This window comes from Marinitoga arctica (genome assembly GCF_054657315.1).
In genome coordinates this window covers 28,715-51,140 of record NZ_BAAHYY010000005.1, presented here as the reverse complement: position 1 = coordinate 51,140, position 22,426 = coordinate 28,715, and the positions used below count along the sequence as shown (strand labels likewise).

Annotated in this window: 17 protein-coding genes; 12 read left to right on the top strand and 5 right to left on the bottom strand. The window is 26.0% G+C overall.

What is annotated here, in order from left to right; genetic code table 11:
- Nucleotides 1-70 precede the first annotated feature (70 nt).
- The 5 genes from ACYQ44_RS02585 to malE all read left to right on the top strand — a co-directional run bounded on the left by ACYQ44_RS02585 (nucleotide 71) and on the right by malE (nucleotide 4,636).
- Nucleotides 71-799, top strand: coding sequence for a WecB/TagA/CpsF family glycosyltransferase (locus tag ACYQ44_RS02585; protein WP_459995093.1), 729 nt, complete (start codon nucleotides 71-73; stop codon nucleotides 797-799).
- Nucleotides 800-881: 82 nt separating this feature from the next.
- Nucleotides 882-1,241 carry a DUF1622 domain-containing protein gene (locus ACYQ44_RS02580; protein WP_459994999.1) on the top strand — a complete coding sequence of 120 codons (360 nt, stop codon included), beginning with the start codon at nucleotides 882-884 and terminating at the stop codon, nucleotides 1,239-1,241.
- A complete protein-coding gene (gene dprA / locus ACYQ44_RS02575; RefSeq protein ID WP_459994997.1) occupies nucleotides 1,228-2,211 on the top strand; it encodes a DNA-processing protein DprA in 984 nt (327 codons plus the stop codon). The genes ACYQ44_RS02580 and dprA overlap by 14 nt, the downstream gene beginning before the upstream one ends.
- Before the next feature lie 2 nt (nucleotides 2,212-2,213).
- Nucleotides 2,214-3,281, top strand: coding sequence for a hypothetical protein (locus ACYQ44_RS02570; protein WP_459994995.1), 1,068 nt, complete (start codon nucleotides 2,214-2,216; stop codon nucleotides 3,279-3,281).
- 146 nt (nucleotides 3,282-3,427) lie between these two features.
- On the top strand, nucleotides 3,428-4,636 hold the full coding sequence (malE, locus tag ACYQ44_RS02565; RefSeq protein WP_459994994.1) for a maltose/maltodextrin ABC transporter substrate-binding protein MalE: 1,209 nt from the start codon (nucleotides 3,428-3,430) through the stop codon (nucleotides 4,634-4,636).
- A 23-nt stretch (nucleotides 4,637-4,659) separates the two neighbouring features.
- Here the strand turns inward: malE and ACYQ44_RS02560 are convergent, their stop codons facing one another.
- Nucleotides 4,660-5,481, bottom strand: coding sequence for an MBL fold metallo-hydrolase (locus ACYQ44_RS02560; protein WP_459994993.1), 822 nt, complete (start codon nucleotides 5,479-5,481; stop codon nucleotides 4,660-4,662).
- A 171-nt stretch (nucleotides 5,482-5,652) separates the two neighbouring features.
- Between ACYQ44_RS02560 and yfcE the strand changes: the two genes are divergently transcribed.
- Both yfcE and ACYQ44_RS02550 read left to right on the top strand, forming a co-directional pair.
- Nucleotides 5,653-6,201: a phosphodiesterase gene (yfcE, locus tag ACYQ44_RS02555; RefSeq protein ID WP_459994991.1), complete on the top strand. Its 549-nt coding sequence runs from the start codon at nucleotides 5,653-5,655 to the stop codon at nucleotides 6,199-6,201.
- An 81-nt stretch (nucleotides 6,202-6,282) separates the two neighbouring features.
- Nucleotides 6,283-8,064, top strand: a complete 1,782-nt coding sequence (locus ACYQ44_RS02550) for a 5'-nucleotidase C-terminal domain-containing protein (protein WP_459994989.1) — start codon at nucleotides 6,283-6,285, stop codon at nucleotides 8,062-8,064.
- A gap of 104 nt (nucleotides 8,065-8,168) precedes the next feature.
- On the opposite strand, the gene ACYQ44_RS02545 is transcribed toward ACYQ44_RS02550, so the two are convergent.
- The 4 genes from ACYQ44_RS02545 to ACYQ44_RS02530 are packed head-to-tail and all read right to left on the bottom strand — an operon-like array spanning nucleotide 8,169 to nucleotide 13,294.
- Nucleotides 8,169-10,322 carry a TIM-barrel domain-containing protein gene (locus ACYQ44_RS02545; protein ID WP_459994987.1) on the bottom strand — a complete coding sequence of 718 codons (2,154 nt, stop codon included), beginning with the start codon at nucleotides 10,320-10,322 and terminating at the stop codon, nucleotides 8,169-8,171.
- Between the two features lie 27 nt (nucleotides 10,323-10,349).
- Nucleotides 10,350-11,147: an RMD1 family protein gene (locus ACYQ44_RS02540; protein WP_459994985.1), complete on the bottom strand. Its 798-nt coding sequence runs from the start codon at nucleotides 11,145-11,147 to the stop codon at nucleotides 10,350-10,352.
- Nucleotides 11,131-12,402: a DUF5693 family protein gene (locus tag ACYQ44_RS02535; RefSeq protein ID WP_459994983.1), complete on the bottom strand. Its 1,272-nt coding sequence runs from the start codon at nucleotides 12,400-12,402 to the stop codon at nucleotides 11,131-11,133. Before ACYQ44_RS02535 ends, ACYQ44_RS02540 begins: the two co-directional genes overlap by 17 nt.
- A gap of 4 nt (nucleotides 12,403-12,406) precedes the next feature.
- Nucleotides 12,407-13,294 carry an RluA family pseudouridine synthase gene (locus ACYQ44_RS02530; RefSeq protein ID WP_459994981.1) on the bottom strand — a complete coding sequence of 296 codons (888 nt, stop codon included), beginning with the start codon at nucleotides 13,292-13,294 and terminating at the stop codon, nucleotides 12,407-12,409.
- Nucleotides 13,295-13,357: 63 nt separating this feature from the next.
- On the opposite strand from ACYQ44_RS02530, the gene ACYQ44_RS02525 reads away from it, so the two are divergent.
- The 5 genes from ACYQ44_RS02525 to ACYQ44_RS02505 are packed head-to-tail and all read left to right on the top strand — an operon-like array spanning nucleotide 13,358 to nucleotide 22,421.
- Entirely contained in the window at nucleotides 13,358-14,077 is a 720-nt protein-coding gene (locus ACYQ44_RS02525; RefSeq protein WP_459994980.1) for a hypothetical protein, read from the top strand.
- 59 nt (nucleotides 14,078-14,136) lie between these two features.
- On the top strand, nucleotides 14,137-15,114 hold the full coding sequence (gnd, locus tag ACYQ44_RS02520; RefSeq protein ID WP_459994978.1) for a phosphogluconate dehydrogenase (NAD(+)-dependent, decarboxylating): 978 nt from the start codon (nucleotides 14,137-14,139) through the stop codon (nucleotides 15,112-15,114).
- Entirely contained in the window at nucleotides 15,095-16,624 is a 1,530-nt protein-coding gene (gene zwf, locus ACYQ44_RS02515; protein ID WP_459994976.1) for a glucose-6-phosphate dehydrogenase, read from the top strand. Before gnd ends, zwf begins: the two co-directional genes overlap by 20 nt.
- Nucleotides 16,621-17,307: a 6-phosphogluconolactonase gene (gene pgl, locus ACYQ44_RS02510; RefSeq protein ID WP_459994975.1), complete on the top strand. Its 687-nt coding sequence runs from the start codon at nucleotides 16,621-16,623 to the stop codon at nucleotides 17,305-17,307. Before zwf ends, pgl begins: the two co-directional genes overlap by 4 nt.
- Before the next feature lie 44 nt (nucleotides 17,308-17,351).
- Entirely contained in the window at nucleotides 17,352-22,421 is a 5,070-nt protein-coding gene (locus ACYQ44_RS02505; RefSeq protein WP_459994973.1) for a fibronectin type III domain-containing protein, read from the top strand.
- Nucleotides 22,422-22,426 lie beyond the last annotated feature (5 nt).

Below are 22,426 nucleotides of genomic sequence, written 5' to 3'. Positions count from 1 at the left end.
GTATTTAAGGTAAAGATAAAGAAAAAATAAATAGAAGCGATTATTAAAAGGTGGGAATGACGTGACTCAAATGATTCAATTATTTGGACTAAGATTATTATCAGGAAAGAAAGAAGAAATGTGGAATTTCATAAAAAGAAAAATTAATTCAGAAGAAAAGGTTTGGGTTGTAACCTTAAATGCTCTAATGTTCCTAGAATATTTTAAAAATGATGAATACAAATATGAACTTCAAAATTCTACAATATCCATTCCTGATGGTATAGGAGTTGTTAAATATCTTGAAAAGTGGGGATATAAAACTGAACGTTGCCCAGGAATAGATACTATGTTAAAGATATGTGAATGGCAAGAACATAAGATATTTTTATTAGGTTCAAAACCTGGTGTATCAGAAAAAGCTAAATTACAATTAGAAAAAAAATTCCCTAATATAAATATTGTCGGTACACATCATGGATATTTCGAAAATACTGATGAAGTTATAAAAAAAATAAATTCAAGTGAAGCTGAAATATTATTTGCAGGTATGGGGGTTCCTAAACAAGAAGAGTTTATATATAAAAACCTTCATAAATTAAACATTAAAATGGCTATGGGGGTAGGTGGAAGTATTGATGTTATATCTGGAAAAGTGCATAGAGCTCCAAAAACATTCCAAATTTTTGGTCTTGAATGGTTATATAGAATGTTAAGAGAGCCAAAAAGATTCAAAAAATTTCCTGACTTAATGAACTTTTATTTTAAAATTTATCGTTCAAAGGAAATGCCAATAAATCTTGAAGTAATAAATTTATAAGGACAATCTTTTGATTGTCCTTTTATTTTTTTAGTGTTTATGGTAAAATATTTGTAAAGAATTTAAAAAGGAGGGATTATATTTGACTTTGCATAATGTAGTAGAACTTGTCGTAGGTTATGTATCAGATATATCATATATTATGGCAATAATAGTAATAGTCTTCGGTATAATTAAAGGATTTTCTATATTTTTAAAGGATGTTTTACTTGGCGGGAAGTCTGAAGAAAGTGTTTGGGAAAGCAGACTAGAATTGGGCCACTCTTTTTCTTTAGGGTTAGGTTTTTTAATTGGTTCTAGTATTATAAAAACAACTGTAGCACCAACATGGAATGATATAGGACAATTAGCTACAATTATAGCAATTAGGACAACATTAAATTATTTCTTAACTAAAGAAATTAAAGAACATAAAAAGGATGTTCTAAATGGTTCGAGATAGTATTATTTGGATGAAAGAATTTTTAAAAGAATCCAATGAATCTATCCTAAAGAAAATTAAAGAAAACAAAGTACCTATAATAGATGAAGAAAAATTAGATGAATATTATACCTCGCTTGAACAAAAAAATATAATAGTTATAACTTATGTAGATGATGAATATCCTGAAAAATTAAAAAGAATTTTTAATCCTCCTCTTGTTTTATATATAAAAGGAAATATTAAACTATTAAAAAAAGAAGCAATAGGTATTGTAGGATCAAGAAAGTGCACTTCTTATGGAAAAAATATCGCTCTCTCTTTTTCTGAAATTTTATCTAAAAAATATATTATAATTAGTGGTATGGCTTATGGAATTGATTCTTTTGCTCATAAAGGTGCACTAAAAAATGGTACTATTGCTATTCTTGGGAGTGGGATAGATAAACCATATCCAGCTTCTAATAGTAATTTATACAATGAAATATTAGAAAATAACGGTTGTATTATATCAGAATATGCTCCTGGTACTCCAGCACAACCTTTTAGATTTCCAGAAAGAAATAGAATTATTGTAGGATTAAGTGAAAATATTATTGTTATAGAAGCTGCGCAAAAAAGTGGTTCATTAATAACTGCAAGATTAGCTATAGAATCTGGTATAGATGTTTATGCTGTTCCTGGTGACATAACCAAAAAAAATTCACAGGGAACAAATAATTTGATATACAACGGGGCAACACCCATTATCTCTGAAACTCATTTAAAAGAAATATTTAATATCTCAGATGATAAACCTTTTATTAACAAAATTAAAAACTATTTAGATATTAAAATTATCGAAGCTATTTCTAATGGATATAATTCATTAGAAAAAATTATTTACTATACAAATAAATCACCTTCCTTAATCTTACAACGTTTGACAATATTAACAATGGAAGATTTAATAGTAGAAAATAATGGAATTTACTACTTTAAAGGGGGATAAATATGAAGAAAAAAACTTATTTTTTAAAAACTATTTTATTTTATTCTACTATAATAATAGTGTCTTTTCTTTTATTTTCATGCTCTTCACAACCAAAAACAGAACCATACGAATATTTCTCTTCTAAAGATTTAGGTTATACGGAAATTATAGTTGAAGGAAGGGGTATTAGTTTTGAAGATGCTGAAAGTAATGCTAGAATTCAAGCATTACAAAATGTTGTTGGAATGAAAATATATAATCAAACCACTGTAAAAAATTTTAAGTTAGTTGATAAAACAATTTTATCAAAAACTTATGGATTTATAAAAGATTCAAAAATTCTGGAAAAAAATGTTGAAAATGGTATATATATTGTTAAAGCAAAATATAAAGTTGCAAATAATATTGACGAAAATGACTATTTTTATATTCTTCAACAAATGAAAAAACCAAAAATTGGGGTTATTATAAATTCTGATAATAAAAATATAAATAATATTTCTGAAATAACTATAGAATCGGAACTTAAAAAATATGGATTTAATCTATTTGATTCTAATAGAATAAGAGAAATTTCTGATAAAACTCAGTTATCTAATGAAGGATTAGATATTTTAATTACAGGGAATATAACTGCTGAATATTCTGGAGAATATTATAATTTAAAAACTGCACGTAGTAAAATTACACTAAAAGCTTATTGGACTGCTACAGGAAAATTAATTTCAAGTATTTCAACTGAATCAGGTGGTTCTGATATTACAGAATTAGGCGCAATTAAAACTGCATCAAAAAAAAGTGCTGAAATTGCCGGAGAAAAGCTTGCAAAATCTATTTTAAAAACATGGATGGATTATCTTGCTAACGGGTTACCAGTACAAATTGTTGTATTAAACATTTCAAATGATGAGTATAAAACTTTAACTAATAGAATAAAAAATAATTTTAAATTATTTTCTTATAATTATTCTAATAATACTGCCATATTTGAAATAGAGTCAAATATATTTACTGATGAAATATACAATTTGTATTTTTCTGATTATGAATTAATAACTCAAAATATTACATATCTAGTTATAAAATAACCATTTTTTATCATAATCAAAAATATTTCATATTATTCTAAGTTAAATAATAGTAATAATAATAAACAACATAGAAAAAAGTAGTTTTTTATGTTATAATTAGAATGTAACAGTTTCATATAATAAATTTTAAGGGAGGGTATAAGATGAAAAAGATTGTAGTATTATCATTATTAGCATTATTTGTATTTACTTCTATCTTTGCTGTTTCAAACAAGATAGTTGTTTGGTCATCAGAAAAACAAGTTGATTTCATTAAAACTTTAGGGGAAAAATTCACAAGAGATACCGGTATTTTAGTAGAAGTGCAACAAGTAAACTTTGGTGACATTAAATCAAAATTCTTAACAGCCGCTCAAGCTGGTGAAGGTCCAGATATTATCATTGGGGCTCACGATTGGGTTGGAGAATTAGTAGAAAATGGATTAATTGATTCTATACCATTTTCAGCAATAGATGCAGCAAATTTTGCTGAATCAGGTTTAAACGCATTTACAGTGAATGGAAAATTATATGGTGTTCCATATGCTATAGAAGCTGTTGCATTATTATACAATAAAGATTATGTTGAAGAAGCTCCAAAAACAATTGAAGAATTAAAATCTATTGCTGCTGAATATACAACTGATGAAACATTAGGATTTGTATATGATGCTGGTAATTTCTATTTCTCCTATGGTTTTATCGCTGGAAATGGTGGATATGTATTTAAATGGACTAAAGAAAATGGCTATGATGTAAGTAATATTGGATTAGATAATGAAGGTGCAATTAAAGGTGCTGAGTTAATAAAATCATTCTTTGATGATGGATTAATTCCTCAAGGTGCGAATTATGGAACAATGGATTCAATGTTCAAAGATGGTTTAGCTGCTATGATTATTAATGGACCTTGGGCAGTAAAAGATTATATAAACGCTGGTATTGACTTTGGTGTATTACCTTTAACAGAATTAGAATTATCAGATGGTCATTTTGGAAAACCTTTCGTTGGCGTTCAAGGTTTAATGGTTAATGCAAGAAGCGAAAATAAAGCATTAGCAAAAGAATTTGTTATTAATTATTTAGCAACAAAAGAAGGTGTTTACCAATTCTATTTAGCAGATCCAAGATTACCAGCAAGAACAGATGTTGCAAAAATAATTGAAGAAAAAGGTGGTCCAGTTCCAAAAGATATCGTTGATGCATTTGTAAAGAGTGCTGCAGGCGGAGAACCAATGCCAAATGTTCCAGAGATGGGTGCAGTATGGGGACCAATGGGTGACGCTTTAAGTCAAATAATCAATGGCCAATTAGAACCCGCACAAGCTTTAAAAGAAGCTGTAGAAAAAATTAAAACTGCAATTTCGAAATAATTAAAATGACGGCCTTCAAGCCGTCATTTTTTTATCTTAAGTCCATCAAATGCTGGAATTATATTGCTTTTAGTATAAATTTTCTCAAGTTCTGAATGAACTGGATTATGCAAATGCGAAAAATGGGTTACTATAAGATTAGAATTTTCATCTATAATTTTATCGTTTAATAATATTTTCTTCGTTTCTAATACTTCTTCATATCCCATATGATATTCATATTTTTTATTAAATCCCATTGTTCCATCTAAAATAACTACATCCAAATATTTTAATTCATTTTTTATAAATTCTAAGCTTTCAGACAGAATTTTACCAGAATCAACAGCATATAACACTTTTATTCCATCTTTTTCTATAATATAATTCAAAGGAGTTTCACCGTATAATGATGTATGATTAGCCTTCAATGTATGAATTATATAGCCATTTAAATGCAATGTTTTAAAAGGCTCTACGGACATTAAACTAATTTTAGGAAGTTCTACATTTTCTTTCAATACCCCACCTAATTTATCAGGAACTATTAAATCAATATGGTGCAATTCATCAAAAGAACCAGAAAAAATAGGATTTCTATATTCAAAATTATAAAAAAACAAATGATCTGAATGCCCATGAGTAATCAAAAGATGTTTAATTTTAGAAAGGTTTTTCCCAAATCGATTAGATGAGGCTACAATATCCGGACCAAAATCGATCAAGATGCTTTCATCAATCATAACACTCGATCTTAATCTTATACTTTTTTTACCTTCTTCTCTTGCTTTTTGACAATTTTCACAAGAACAAAATGGATTTGGAAAACCTTCTGAAGCTGCTGTTCCTAAAAATAAAATTTCCATAGCCTTTCCCCCTCAAAAATATAGATTTTTATTTATTATATCATATTTTACATATATAAAATACCTATATTTTTAAATTTAAAAAAGATTATTTATATCTTGAATTTTTCTAAAAATGTGTGTATGATAAAAATAGCACTATAAAAAGATAATTTTACAGGAGGTATAAAAATGAAATTAGGGATCTTAAGTGATACTCATGGTTCATTATTTTATTTTGAAAAAGCATTTAATTATCTTAAAGATGTTGATAGGATCATACATCTAGGAGATTATTTATATCATGGACCTAGAAATCCATTACCTGTTGGATATGATCCGATGGAATTATCTAAATTATTAAAAAATTTTAAAAAAAGAACCTTTATAACAGGAAACTGTGATTCTCCTATAGACTTAAAACTATTAAATATACCTGAGCAAACTCCATATGCTGTAGAAAGTTATTCCTCATATAATTTTTTCTTCACTCACGGTTGGGATCCTAATTTAGAAGATGCACTATCTTTAGCTAAAAAATACAAATGTCAATATTTAATTCATGGTCACACACATATCATAAATTTTGAAAAAATGGAGGATATTACAATAATAAATCCTGGAAGTGTTTCTATACCGAAAAATAATACCCCTCATAGCATCCTTATAATAGAAATAAATGACCACATAAATTTCAAATTTATTGATATTATTAATAATAAAATTTATATGGAATATTAAATTTATTATTAATAACCCAATTTTAATTTAATAAAAAAAGTGGTATAATAGAATTACCATAATAAAACAGGGGGTGTAAAAATGAAAAAACTTTTTATTTTGTTTAGTATTTTGATTATTAGTTTATTTGTCTTTGCAGAGCAGATGAATTTGGTTATTTTACACACAAGTGATTTACATGGAAATATTTTTCCAGTAAATTATGCAACAAATTCACCATATTATGTAGGTCTAGGTAGAGTTGCCACGTTCTATAAAATGGAAAAAGAAAAAAATCCTAATGTTTTATTAATCGATACGGGGGATTTAATACAGGGTACCCCACTTGAATATTACCATGCAAGAATAGACAATCAACCTATAGATCCAATGGTAAAAGTTATGAATCATCTTGGGTACATAGCATCTGTTCTTGGAAACCATGAATTTAACTATGGGAAAAATATTCTAAATAAAGCTATTTCAGAAGCAAACTTCCCATTTTTAAGCGCTAATATTGTTGATAGAGACACTGGTAAACCTGTTTATAAACCTTATATGGTTTTTGATTACAAAGGTGTGAAAATTGGAATATTAGGATTAACTACAAAATATATCCCTCATTGGGAAGATCCTAAAAATATTAGAAATTTAGATTTTTATGATCCTGTTGAGGTTGCAAAAAAGTATGTAAAAATATTAAGAGAACAAGAAAAAGTTGATGTTTTAATTGTAGGTTATCATGGCGGTTTCGAAAGAGATTTAAAAACAGGCGAGCCAACGGAAGAATTAACCGGCGAAAATCAAGCATATCAATTATTAACAGAAGTTCCAGGTATTGATGTATTACTTACAGGACATCAACATAGATCATTATCAGGAGTATATAATAATGTAGCAATATCAATGCCAAGTAGTTGGGGTAAAAAAGTTGGAAGAATTGAATTGACTTTGGATAATTCTGATGGAAATTGGAAGGTTGTTGCAAAAAAATCAGAACTATTAGATTCAAAAAAAGTTGAATCAGATCCAGAAGTATTAGCATTAGTTCAAGATTATGAAGATAAAGTACAAGAATGGTTGGATCAACCAGTAGGAACAGCTAAAGGTGATTTTTATGTATATGATCCATTAAAAGTTAGATTAGCAGATCATCCATTAATTGAATTTGTAAATACAGTACAACAAACATATTCTGGTGTAAAAATTTCTTCAACAGCTTTATTTAATAACGAAATTAAGGGATGGAAATCAGGCCCTGTTACACTAAGGGATATAAATGGTGTCTATATATATCCAAATACTTTAAAAGTATTAAAAGTATCAGGAAAAGATATAAAAGATGCAATTGAGAAAAGTGCTGATTATTTTGTATACGAAAATGGAAAAGTTGACGTTAATAAATCATGGGTAGAACCAAAACCAAGACATTATAACTATGATATGTGGGAAGGAATTAACTACATTATTGATGTATCAAAACCTGTCGGCGAAAGAGTTGTTTGGTTAGAATACGATGGAATGCCTATTGAAATGGATAAAGAATATGAAATCGTATTAAATAATTACAGAGCAGGCGGCGGCGGAGGTTACTCAATGTTTGCTGGAAAACCTGTTGTAAAAGAAGTAATGATGGAAGTATCTGAATTAATAGCAGATTATATTATGGAACATAAAACAATTGAAGCAAAAGTAGATAATAATTGGTACGTTGCAACTGACATAATGTACAATGTAAAAACAGGTGATACTTTATTCAAATTAGGTAGAATGTATAATGTAAATCCTTATGCAATAGCAAAATGGAATAATATTAAAAATCCTAATTTAATTTTTGTTGGTCAAAAATTAGTGATTTATAAACCTGTTATTTCCAATAATTGAAAAAAGCCCCTGTTCGCAGGGGCTTTTTTTGATGATATATATTTTCTTACTAAATTATTGGTAAAAAGTTGCATTTTAATTTTTATAATATTTTTATCCTTTATTTATATTTCCAAAACTGCTGTATGTTTTTCTCCTTTTTCATCAAATATTTCAAATTTTATACTCTCAATATTAGATAGATACTCATTATTTTCATCTTTAACAATTTCATAATTAAAATATTTTCCATTTTTAATAACAAATATTTTAATCTTTGCATATTTCCCGTTTTTAAATTCGTATGTTTCACCATCATCTTCAAAGTATACAAATTCAGCTTTATCTGTAACTAAACCAATTACAGTTAATTCCTTTATAGGTTTTTCATTTACGTAATTTGTATCTTCTTCATTTAAAACTATTAAAGAATTTTCTTTTATGAACATTGGAATATCTTTTAAATCAGCCTTTATATAATAATCTCCTGGATCATATACCTTGTAATTTAATAAATTTAACCACTTTACTTCAGGTAAATGAACAAATCGTCCTCTTGCATTTGGTTGTATTACAGGAGAAACCATTAATGAATCTCCAACCATAAACTGATCCTCAATATCTATAGAAGTATCATCTTTGAAATATAAAAATAGCGGTGATAAAAATGGTTTTAACTTGTTAATAGAACTAAAATATTCAGAGTATAAATATGGAATCAAAGCATATCTCATTTTAATTGTTTTTCTTAAAATTTCTTCTATTTTATCATCAAATGCCCAAGGTTCCTGATTTCTTGTTCCTAATGCAGAATGATTTCTATATAAAGGTGAAAATACTCCTAATTGCATCCATCTAACAACTAATTCTGGTGACGCATTACCACCAAAGCCTCCAATATCAGCACCAGTATAGAAGAATCCTGCCATATTTAAGGATAAAAGCATACGTATATTAACTAACATATGTTCCCACCACGACATATTATCTCCCATCCATATAGTAGCTATCCTATGATGACCAGAATAACTACTTCTTGATAATAATAAATATCTTTTATTTGGAATAAATTTTTTAAATCCTTCCTCAACTGTCGCTTTTGCCATATAATATCCATATAAATTATGTAACTCATCATTTGTATAATTACCTTCTGATGTGTTATGATAAAAACTCTTGTAATATTCTCTTCTATTCGATAAATTCACCGCTTCATCTTTAATCATAAAAAACTCTAATCCTACTTCTTTATCCTTAAAATCATCAATTTTTTTAAGATATTCTTTCAAAGTTTTTGGAACAAAGAATATAGATGGCTCATTCATATCATTCCAAAAACCTGTTATACCTAAATCAGTAAATAATTTATATTTTTCTCCCCACCATTTTCTAACTTCAGGATTTAAAAAATCCGGAAAGTGCGTGTAACCAGGCCAAACAGTTGCTATAAAATATTCTCCACTATCATCTTTACAGAAATAATTATTTTTTACACCTTCTTCATATATATCATATCCTTTTTCTATTTTTACTCCTGGATCAATTATAGGAATTAAATTAAACCCTTGTTCTTTCATTTCCAATACAAATTCCTTAAAATTTGGAAATTTTTTCTCATCAATTGTAAAAACTTTATAGTTCTCCATATAATCTATATCCATATATATTGCGTCGCAAGGAATCTTTTTTTCTCTAAAATTCTTTGCTATATTTCTTATGGTTTCTGCATCAGGATAACTCCATCGACATTGTTGATAACCAAATGCCCATTTTGGAGGAATATAAGGTTCACCAGTTAACGTTAGATATTCTCTTATAATAGACAAATTATCATTTTTATTAAATATATATAAATCAAAATTTTTAGAAGGAATAATAATAGTCATTTTGTCAAATCTGGTATATCCTATATCAAAAATAATTTCACCAGGAAAATCAATAAAAAAACCAAACTTGTTACTTATTATCACAAATGGATGAGAACTATACAATGCATCTTTTTCAGGAGTATGAATTGGATCATCCGTTGCATAAAGTCTATATTTTTTACCTCTTTTATTTAATCCTCCTAAAGTTTCTCCTAGTCCGTATATTTTGTCTTCATCATCTAAACCCAAAGTCAAAATTGTTTTTTCCTCTTCAAAAAAAACTTTAAAAAAGTCATTAGATTTTGCATCTTCAAACATAATTTCTTTTTTATCTATAACTGTAGCCTCTGTTTCAAATGGATCCCCAAATCTATATAACATAGTAAAATTTAATAATTTTGCTTTTTTCATACTTTTCTCCTTTCATTTTATAAAAAATTAATGAAAAAATGCCATTATTATTTCAAACACAATAAGTACAACAATTAAAAATTCAAGAAAATTCGCTCTTGATCCTTCATTAATTTCATTCAAAACCGTATAACTCTCAAGAGCATTATCGAGTTTATGAGATAATATTCTATATCTTCTTGATAATTCAAAAAATCTTGATAAGCTTTCATACAATTCATCATAAATATTCCATTCCCATGTAATTGCTGGTTTATCTAAAATCATAATATCAGAGACAATTTCATGTCTAGTTTTTATTAAATTTAAGGCTTTCCCCATAGCAATATTTCTCATAATAGGGAGTAAATGTCTATATTTATTATATTTGTCAATAGTTTTCTCTATATCTTCTTCTAAATCATCTGATAATTTTTCATATCTTTCCAAGGCAACGCTTTGAGATATAGCAAGTGATATTAAAGCAAAAATTTCTCTTGAAATAATGTCTTTTTTTATAAAAAATATTTCATTATTATTATCCATATGAAAGTTTTTATCAAAATTTTCCATAATATTTATTGACAACTCATCTTCAAAATCTGTTCTAATTTCTATCTCCAATAATTTCTCTATATAATTAATAAACTCTTTTATTTCTTTATCTAAAAAGTTAAAAAATACAAATGCTCCAAATTGATATATATGGACGTTCTTTTGATTATAGTTTAAAATTAACGGCATTTCCCATTTTGTTACAACAGGTAATTGCAACTTAGCTGCTATCATTTGAATATCAATATTCTTTCCTGCATCAAATGCTTTTATTTTAATTTCTTTTTCCATTATTTCCCCTCCATAAAATACTTATTATTTTATAAATAACAATAGTTATAATAAAAGCATTCATTGTTCTCAAAACACCTAGATACAAAGGTGTTTGAAAATGTAAAAATGTATCTAAAATAGATACAAATAATATAGATTGGCCTATATTCCAAAATATTTTAAAAAACTGTGTTGGAGGTTTTGTAAATATAAAAAAGTATGCTAAAAGTTCCTTGAATCTAGGTCTAGCTATAAATGTTTTTTCAAGAAAATCTCTTATATTTCTTTCAAACATTGTTGAAAAACCGAAATTCCCGCTTCTTAAAATATAATAAATAAATATCAAGCATAAAATTATAGAAGATAATATTATATCTTTTTTTCCCATTTTAAATTTTTTTATCTGTACTAAAAATAAAACAAATGGCAAAAATATCAATAATAATTTTACACCTCTTATTACATCTATTTTGTAAATTAAAAGATAATTATACCCTGTTCCATAAACTAGAATTCCAAAAAAAATATTTAACAACAAAATATAAAATATTTTTAAATTCTTTTTCCATTTTATCCATGAAATAAATGAAAAAACGATAGCAAGATAAACATATGACCATGATTTAAAAAATATAAAAATAATTATATATAATAAGGATAATAAAGGAACATATAAGGCTAATAATATTGAATTTACAATAGTGGTTACTGAACTAACGTATTTATTTACTTTCATCAAATTTGGAATAGAATTATTATAATCTTTCATTCTATCTCTTATTTCTTTTACTACTATATTTCTTTTTGGATGTTCTGGAATATAAAAAATATTTATTCTTCTTTCATAAAAAGCTCTCCAAAATCTTTGAACAATTTGATTAACACTATATTTATCCATTTCTTTTGGTTTTATATAATGCGCATATCTAATTTTCCTTAATTCCGATTTATTTAAAAAAATTTTGTATTTGTCAAATAAATATCCAAAGTCAGAAAATTCTGCCACAAGAATATTATTAAAGTTATCTATAATTTTTTTAAAATCCTCTAATTCAATATTAGTTGAATTTTCACTTATTAAAATAAAATCATGATACTCATAATAATCTATACTTTTATTATTTATATTAAAAGTATGTTTAATCAAACTATTATTATCCAGGATATGGTATCCTGCTTTTAAATATTTTAAATCATTGAAAGAAATGTATATGAATATTAATAAAGCATATAAAATAGATAGAAAAAATATTGTTTTTTTTATTTTTTTCAATCAATTACCCTCCTAATCTCTCTAACACCTTTTTTAAATCATAAGTCAAATTAGATATTAATGTATATCTTTTATTTTTATATATAAACTCTAAAAAATATGAATGAAGAAAATATCTTTTTAACCCTATCATTTTTTTTAATTCCCTATTAATTTCAAAGTTTCCATACTTATTATCTCCGGCTATAGGACATTTTATTTCTGCAAATTGTTTCCTTATTTGATGCTTCCTTCCAGTTTTTAATTCTATATCAACTAATGTTAAATCAATATTTTTAATTTTATAAATATCCAATACATCATAAAATAATACAGCTTTTTTATCTTCTAGGATACTTTCAATTTTTTTATTTTCTTTTTTCAATTTTCCAATTACAAGAGCTTGATATTTTTTTATTATTTCTCTTCCTTTTATAATATCAGTTAATTCTCTAGCTACTTGCTTGTTTTTTGCAATTACAAGCACTCCAGAAGTATGTTTATCCAATCTATGTACAAGATGTGGCTCAAATGATCCATTAGCATAAAATAATAACCCCTCTATTATAGTAACTTTCTCCTCATTCCTTCCAGGATGGACAGATATACCAGCAGGTTTATTTATAGCTATTATATCTTTATCTTCAAAAATAATATCAAGTTCAAGAGGTCTTGGAAGTATTTTTTCTTCTTTTTTTCTTTCATCTAATGGGCCATTATATTTTACTTCTATCTTATCACCAATATTTAATTCAAAGTCTTGTCTTTTAACTCTTTTACCATTAACATATACAAATCCCTTTCTGAGAATTTTATATATGAATCCTAATTTTAAATTAGAATAATTATTTCTCAAAAATTTGTCCAATCTTTTATAATAATTTTTATTATTTACAATTATAAATTTTTGCATACAAACACTCCTTTTTTTGATATAATATAATTAATAATATAAAATTGCAAAGAGGTGATAATTTTGTATAAAGAAATACTCAAAACATTGTATTCTTTTCTTGGTGATAATATAATAAAAGAAGAAACTAAATTAAAAAACGAAATTTTTGATAAATTACATTCAAAAAATGATTTCTACGAAGTTCTAGATTTTTTAAAATCTGAAACTTTTTCTCAAAATGTTGAAGAAAAATTTCTTTCCTTGTTTATTATATCATTATTTAATAGATTACGTATCTCAATTGATTTTGAAAAGAAAATTTTAATTTACGGAAATGAAAAAATTAGTTTAGATGTTTTAGAATTAAATAGTGGAATTATTAAGTCTGAAAATTTATTAAAAGAACTTATAGACTTAATTGATTATGGAAATCTTCCCACAGAGTATCTTTTCGGTATTTTATCAAATGATTTATCTGTTAGATTAAAAGTTTTTAAAGAATTAATTGGAATTTCAAAAATAACAGAAGAAAAATGGTCAAAAAATGAATTACAAGGGTTAATCAATTCACTAACAAATTCTACAAAAGAATTTTTAATTTATATGGTAAAAAAAGGAAAAAGTTCAAAAAATGAAATTATAAAAGATTTACAATTAAAAGATACAAGGTCTATTTCAGCTTTTACAAGTGCCATTTCAAGAAATTCACCTACAAATAAAGAAAGAATTTTATTTGGTGAAAAGGGAAAAATTTATATAAATGAAAATTATAGAGAAACATTAAAAGAAATATTATTATAATATAAATTTTAAATATCGAAAAAATTATTTATATATAAAAACATGGGAGAGGTGATAAAATGAAATTAGGTATAATTGGTTTAGGAAGAATGGGGAAAAACATGGCAAAAAGACTAATTAAAGGTGGTCATGAAGTAGTTGTATATAACAGAACAAAAGAAAAAGTTGAAGAGATGGAAAAAGAAGGAGCTATAGGATCATATTCTATAGAAGAGTTTGTTAATAATTTAAATAATCCAAAGATTATATGGTTGATGTTACCTGCAGGAAAGATTACAGATGATAATATTAACGTATTGATCCCTTTATTAAATAAAGGAGATATTATTATAGATGGAGCAAATACTCATTATAAAGATGATTTAACAAGATATGAAAAATTGAAAAAATATGGGATACATTATTTAGATGCTGGAGTTTCTGGAGGAGTTTGGGGGCTTAGCGAAGGATATTGTACTATGGTTGGTGGAGATAAAGAAATATTCGAGTATATTGAACCTATTTTAAAAACATTGGCTCCTAAAGATGGATATTTATATTGTGGCCCAAATGGAGCGGGACATTTTGTGAAAATGGTTCATAATGGTATAGAATATGGCTTAATGGAAGCATATGGTGAAGGTTTTGAATTATTAAAAGCTTCAAATTATGGGAAATATATTAATTTACATGATGTTGCACATTTATGGAATCAAGGAAGTGTAATAAGGTCATGGCTTCTAGAATTACTTGAAAACGCATTCAAAAATGATAATAATTTAGATGAAATACAGGGATATGTTGAAGATTCTGGTGAGGCTAGATGGACAGTGTTAGAAGCAGTAGAAAAAGGCGTGTCTATTCCAATAATTTCTAATTCATTATTTAAAAGATTTCAGTCAAGACAAAAAGATGTTTTTTCAGATAAGGTCGTAGCTGCTTTAAGAAAAGAATTTGGTGGACATGCGGTTTATAAAAAAGAGCAAGATGTAAAAAAAAGTATAGCAGGTGCTGGAGAAGTAAAACCAGCAAATCCCGATGAAACATTTAGAAGGTGATGAGATGAGTTTTGTTGAAAATAAAATAGGATCTTATGTTGAATTATGCGAAGATCCAACACCTAAACCAACTGGAATAGTTATTTTTGGAGCTTCTGGAGATTTGAGTTTCAGAAAATTAATACCATCTATTTTTAAGTTATTTAAAAATAGAAAGCTAATTAATTTTTATTTACTAGGAGTAGGAAGAACAAATATAACTGATGAAGAATTTAAAAAAAAAGTAATGAAAACCTTAGATAAATCTTTTGAAAGAGGAATTATAGAAAAATTTATAAAACATCTCTATTTTTTATCAGGTAATTATAATGAAGATAGTATGTATAGTGATTTAAAAGACAAGGTAAAAAAACTTAATAGTATTCATAATACAGAAAATAATATTTTATTTTATTTTGCAACACCACCACATATATACTTACCAATTATTAATCATTTAGGGAAATATGGCTTAACATTAGAAGATAAAAATTATTCAAGAGTTATAATCGAAAAACCTTTTGGTAATGATTTAAAAAGCGCTAAAGAACTTGATAATGAGTTACAAAAACATTTAAAAGAAAATCAAATCTATAGGATTGATCATTATCTTGGTAAGGAAACAGTTCAAAATATAATGATGATGAGGTTTGCAAATATAGTATTTGAACCCATATGGAATTACAAATATATAGATCATATTCAAATAACTGTGTCTGAAACTCTTGGGGTAGGGAACAGAATAGGATATTTTGAAAATACTGGATTATTAAGAGATATGTTTCAGAATCATATTTTACAATTACTGACATTAATAGCAATGGAGCCGCCTGCTTCCTTAGATGCAGATATGATACATGATGAAAAAATAAAAATTTTAAAATCAATAAGACCTTTTGAAAAAGACATAGCTGAAAGGATAATTAGAGGACAATATATAGAAGGCTATGTAAATGGAGAGCTAAAACCAGCTTATATTAATGAAGTGGGGAAAAACTCAAAGATAGAAACCTTTATAGCTACAAAATTATATATAGATAATTGGCGTTGGAGCGGAATACCTTTTTATTTAAGAACAGGTAAAAGGTTGAAAAAGAAAATTTCAGAAGTTGCAATTATATTCAAAGATGTACCCCATTCTCTTTTTTCTGAATTTTATCCTGTTAGAATAGAACCAAATACACTTGTTATCAGAATTCAACCTGATGAAGGATTTACATTAACTCTTCAAGCAAAGCAGCCTGGTTCTAAAATATGTATAAACTCGTTAGATATGGAATTTAAATATAAAAATTTTTTTGATTTTGAACCACAGGATGCATATGAAAGACTTATATTAGATGCATTATTAGGAGATCAAACACTTTATGTAAGGAATGATGTTATGGAAGAATCTTGGAAATTGGTAACACCAATATTAGAATATTGGGAAAAAGACAATAATTTATTTTATTATCCTTCAGGAAGTTGGGGGCCAAAAGAAGCATTTGATTTAATAGAAAAAGATAATAGGAAATGGAGGATATTATGAGATTATTCGAATATGAAACATTAAATGAAATGAGTTTTGATGTAGCTAAGACTATATTTAATTTTTATAATTATTATATAAAAAAACAAAATTATTTTACTTTAGTATTGTCAGGAGGAAATACTCCTAAAATATTGTATCAAATACTTTCTTCTGAGTATAAAAATAAGATTAATTGGTCAAATGTATATATATTTCTTGGTGACGAAAGATATACAACAGATAAAAAATATATCAATTATGAAATGATATATGAAACATTAATATCAAAAATTGATATTAACCCAGAAAATGTTTTTAGAATACATACAAATATTAATCCAATTGAAGAATGTGCAAAAAAATATGAAAAAAATATAATGGATTTTTTCAAAAATAAGGAAATATCCTTTGATTTAATTTTATTAGGTATGGGGGATGATGGTCATACAGCCTCAATTTTTCCAGATACAATAGTTTCAGATGATAAATATATTGATTATGTATATCCTAAACATGCAAAACCAAAGGTTCCAAGAATTACATTTACTTATAAAACAATTAATAACAGTAAAAATGTAATTTTCATTATTAGTGGAGAGAAAAAAATAAAAATATTTAGAGAAATTCTTAAGGGTAAAGAATATCCAGCTGGAAAAGTGAACCCTAAAGAAAATCTTTTATATTTTATTTCTAAAAATTAAGAAAATATATCCCAAATATGGAATAATCAATTGGGGTGATAATAATGATAGAAAAAAATAAAAAATTATATAAAAAAAAGCAGCATATTTTTATGCTAGCTATCTTGATAATATTAATTTTTAATTCGTGTATTATTAATCTTAAGCCTCCAAAACCTATATTAACTTATCCAAAGGAAAATATGTTAAACGATCTTCCTTTAAAAATTGATATATCATGGATAACAGAAGATATTAATTCAAAAAATTTATCTTATGAAGTATATTATGGGAAATCAGAGGAACTGTTAAACAACAAGTTGACTACAAAAAATACGTATATAACAATTGAAAATTTAGAACCTGAAACAGACTATTACTTAAAAATAAGAAGTGTTAAAGGTAATAATTATAATGATTCTATAATTTATCATTTCAAGACAACAGATGTCCCGAAAATTAATTTAGATAACTATAATCCTACAATTTATAGTAAAAATCTACCTTTATCTTGGAATGCTACTGATAATGATGGAATAAAAGAATACTATGTATATATTTCTCTTAATGAAAATTTTTCTGATAGCACACTTTTATATAGAGGAGTCTATCCAAGCTATACAATAAGTAACCTTCAATATGGAAATACTTACTATATTAAGTTAGTTGCTTATGATAAGTTGAATGTAAATGCAGAAAAAACTATAGTAATTAATGTTTCCGATCTCAAGTTTTATAACATTTCACCTTCAGATAATGAAACTGGAATACCTGTCGATTCAATAAAATTAAGTTGGGAATATTCCACTAATTCTAATAATTATACTTTGATTTTATCTCCAAATAATGATTTATCTGATGATAGCAATCTCTATAAATATGTAGAATTAACAAAAAATGAATATATAATAAACGACCTTCCTCCTGGCATGACATTTTATTGGAAAATTATTGACAATAATACTAAATATGAAAGTCCAATTTTCAAATTCACAACTTCATATAAACCGGAAGTTGAAATTACATATCCTAAAAAGACCTTAGAAACAGAAAATTATGCTGTGGGTGTTCCTATTAACGCTAGAATTACATGGAATGCGACAGATAATGATAATGATAATTTAAATTTTAATATTAAATTAAAAGAAATACAAAAAAATGATGATATTAACCTTGTAGATTTTTCAAATAATCTATTATTGGATGAAGAAACAACAGATAATTACTTTGACGTTACTTTGAAAAAAGATGCTTATTATGCATTAAAAATTTTTGTTAATGATGGAAAGGGTAATGAAGCTGAAAGTATCCCAATAAAATTCAGAACAAATCTAGATCCCACTTCTCCTTATGATTTATATCCTAATAATTTAATAGATATTCCTACAAAAATTGCAACTTTAACTTGGAATGGATATGATCCTGATAATGAAATAAGTTATAATGTTTATTTTGGTGAAACTTTAAATTCTTTATCTCTAAAAGGTACAACTACAAATACCTATTATACGCTTTATAATCTTGAATATGGGAAAAATTATTATTGGCAAATCGAAGCTATGGATTCTGATGGTGCTACTTCTATTAGTAGTATAGCAACTTTTATGACAAATAAAAAACCCGTGTTCATATCAGTATCTCCTTCTAACGACTCTACTAATTTAAGCTTAAAACCTATATTAAATTGGAATTTTGAGGATAGCAACATAAAAGAATATCACCTTTATTTTTCTAAATCTTCAGAAAAATTATCATTAATTGCTACATTAACTAATAATAATTATCATTTTGATAATTATTTACTCCCAGAAAGCCCATATAAATGGGAAGTTATTGCTTATGATTCTCTAAATTCAACAGAAACAAGTGGAGTAAATTATTTTAATACTACTAATACACCAATAATTGATTTAATATCTCCAATAGGTAATAATGAATCATTAAAACCCATTTTTACCTGGATTGCTACAGATACAGACTCCGATGAATTATTATACAAACTATATTTAAAGTTTCCAGATGAAAAACTGGAGGAGTACACTACTTCTTCAACCTATTTTGAATATCCAAATTTATTGGAAACAGATTCAAATTATTCTTGGAGTTTATTAGTTGAAGATAGTAATTTAGCAACTAATATATCTTCAACTCAAACCTTTATAACAAGCAAAGAACCAACAGTTACTCTTATATCTCCTATAGGAGAGGAAAGTATGAATGCATCTGTTACTCTAAAATGGACTGGCTCTGATCCCGAAAATGATTCGCTATATTATGAAATAATAGTTAATAATACTTTATACGGAACAACTACAGAAAACGAATATATATTAAATGATTTATTACCCAATACAGAATATACATGGAAAATAAAAGTAATCGATAATAAATATGCGTTTTCTTTCTCTAATGAGGCGACATTTGTAACATCTAAAGCACCAGAAATAAATCCAAATATCACAAATATTTTTGATTTCAACAATCCAACAAAAGAATATTCTTTTAATGAAGTTAAATATCCAAATAAATTAAAAATTATTTGGGAGAATTCCAATGCTGATTATTATAATGTATATAAATTTGCTAATAATATAGAAACTGCTATAGCAACAAATATTACAGATAATTATGCTTATATTGAAATTCCTGAAGGGGGAAACTATAACATTTATGTAAAAGCATTTAATTTGAAGGGATTTTTTACTAAAGGTAATGAAATACCTTTAAAATTCAACAAACCTCCTTTTATACAAGATTATTTCCCACAAGATATGGAAAATAATGTTTCTTTAAATCCTAAAATACAATGGATAGCAGAAGATTTTGATGATAGTGTATTTAGCGCAACAATATATTTTGGTAAAGATAAAAACAATTTAGAGAATGAATATATATCAAATGCACAAAACATTTCTGAATATAGTATCAATAAAACTTTGGATTCAAGCTCCACATACTATTGGAAAATAGTTTTAATGGATGATATGGGAGGTTATAATGAAACTGAATTCAGACAATTTACAACTACGCACAAACCTGAAATTAGTTCTATAAATATAACTAACAACTCTACAAATATATCTCTTGAATACAATTTGAATTGGGAAGCATTTGATATTGATAATGATAAATTAATTTATGATTTGAAAATAACATCTGGGAACAACATAATATTATCAGAAAAATTAGAAAATAATAATTACATTTTAAATTTAGATGCTGATGAAAATTATACTTTAGAGATAACTGTTACTGACGAAAAAGGATCATCTGATTCAACAATAATTAACTTATCCACAACTAAAAATCCTATAATATATGACAATTCTTTAATATCTGATAGTTTAACTCATTTCAAGAATGGTGATAAAATATATTGGAATGCTTATGATCCAGATGGTGATGAATTATATTATGAAATCTATTTAGGAACATCTTATAACTCTTTAAATAAAATAACAACTACCACACAAAATGAATATCAACTAACTGATTTAGAAGAAGGAAAAACATATTATTGGAAAATCATTGTCTTTGATAACAAAGGAGGAACTGTTGAATCAAATATTAAATCTTTTACCACAAATAGTTCTCCAATATTTGAAAATAATTATTATCCAATAAATGAATCTTTTGGAATTGAAAAAAGTGTAACTTTAAGTTGGGAAGCTAAGGATAATGAAAATGATATTTTAAAATATGATATTTATTTTGGAGAAAATAAATTTAATCTTTCAAAAATAGCAACGGATTATACTTATTCTAATTTTAATATAGGGAATTTAGAGAACAATAAAACGTATTATTGGAAAGTAACCGCCAAAGATGATTATAATGGAATAACCGAATCAACTATCATGAGTTTTACAGTAAATACTCCACCAATATTAAAATCATTAAATTATGAAGTTCATAATGGATTAGAAATAAAACTTTCTTGGGAGGGTAATGATCCTGAAGGTCAATCTATAACATATGATTTATTAAAGTCAACTGATGGAACTAATTATAGCACAGTATTATTCAATACAACATCAAAAGAATACTATTTTGAAAGATTAAAGCCTAATACAACTTATTATTATACTGTAAGAGTTATAGATGAAAAAGATGATTATTATGAGGGTATTACTTCAGTAACAACCAAAAATACTGATACAAAAATATTTACAATAGAAAGGGGGGCTAATTCAGAAAATGATGTTATAGATTGTGTTGAGTTTTCAAATGAATTTGTTATCATAGAAAAAGACGGTAACAACTATTTCTTAACTAAATTGGATAATACTGGTACAGAGACAACAAAGAATTCTTCTGTAACAATTAATTTTACTCCATATTCATTAAATCTAAATACTGATAAATTATTATTATTTGGTATTGATTCAGGAAATTTAATAATAAATGAATACGATAATAATCTAAATGAAAACTCTACTTCTACTACAATACCAGTAAATAACATAAATGACTATTTAAAAATTAACGATACTACATATATTATCTTAGATGATGAAAAAATATTTGAGATAAATATATCTGATGGATCAATATTAGATTCATTTTCAGAAACTAATGTACAGTTTAAAACAATCGTCAAATATTTGGACAATGGTAATACAAAGTATTTAATTGGCAGTTCCGTTGGAGGAAAAGGTTATTTATACATTTTTGATGATCAATTAAATAAAGAGAATATAATAGAAATTAACGACATAGATAATGTTCTAAAGATTAAAGAGGATGCCACAGGATTTTTAATTTTTGGATTTAATAATAATGACCTAGTAATAAAGAAATATAGTAAAAGGTTTAATATATTGTTGACTCCAAAATATGAGAACAATTATCAAAATGATTTTATTGATGTTGTTAAAACAAGCGATGGTTATGTTATCCTATTAAATGATGAAAATGGAGATATAGAAGCTTTGAAAATTGATGAAAATATAAATGTTTTAGAAAAAATTAAATTTGGAAGAGATTATGAAGAAAAATCTAATGGTATTATACAAACTTCAGATAATGGTTATATAATTTTTGGACAAACAAAATCTTTTTCAGATAAAATTAACGGAAATTCATATATAATAAAAACTGATTCTAATTTTATAGGGTGGAATACCCCAGAATAATGGAG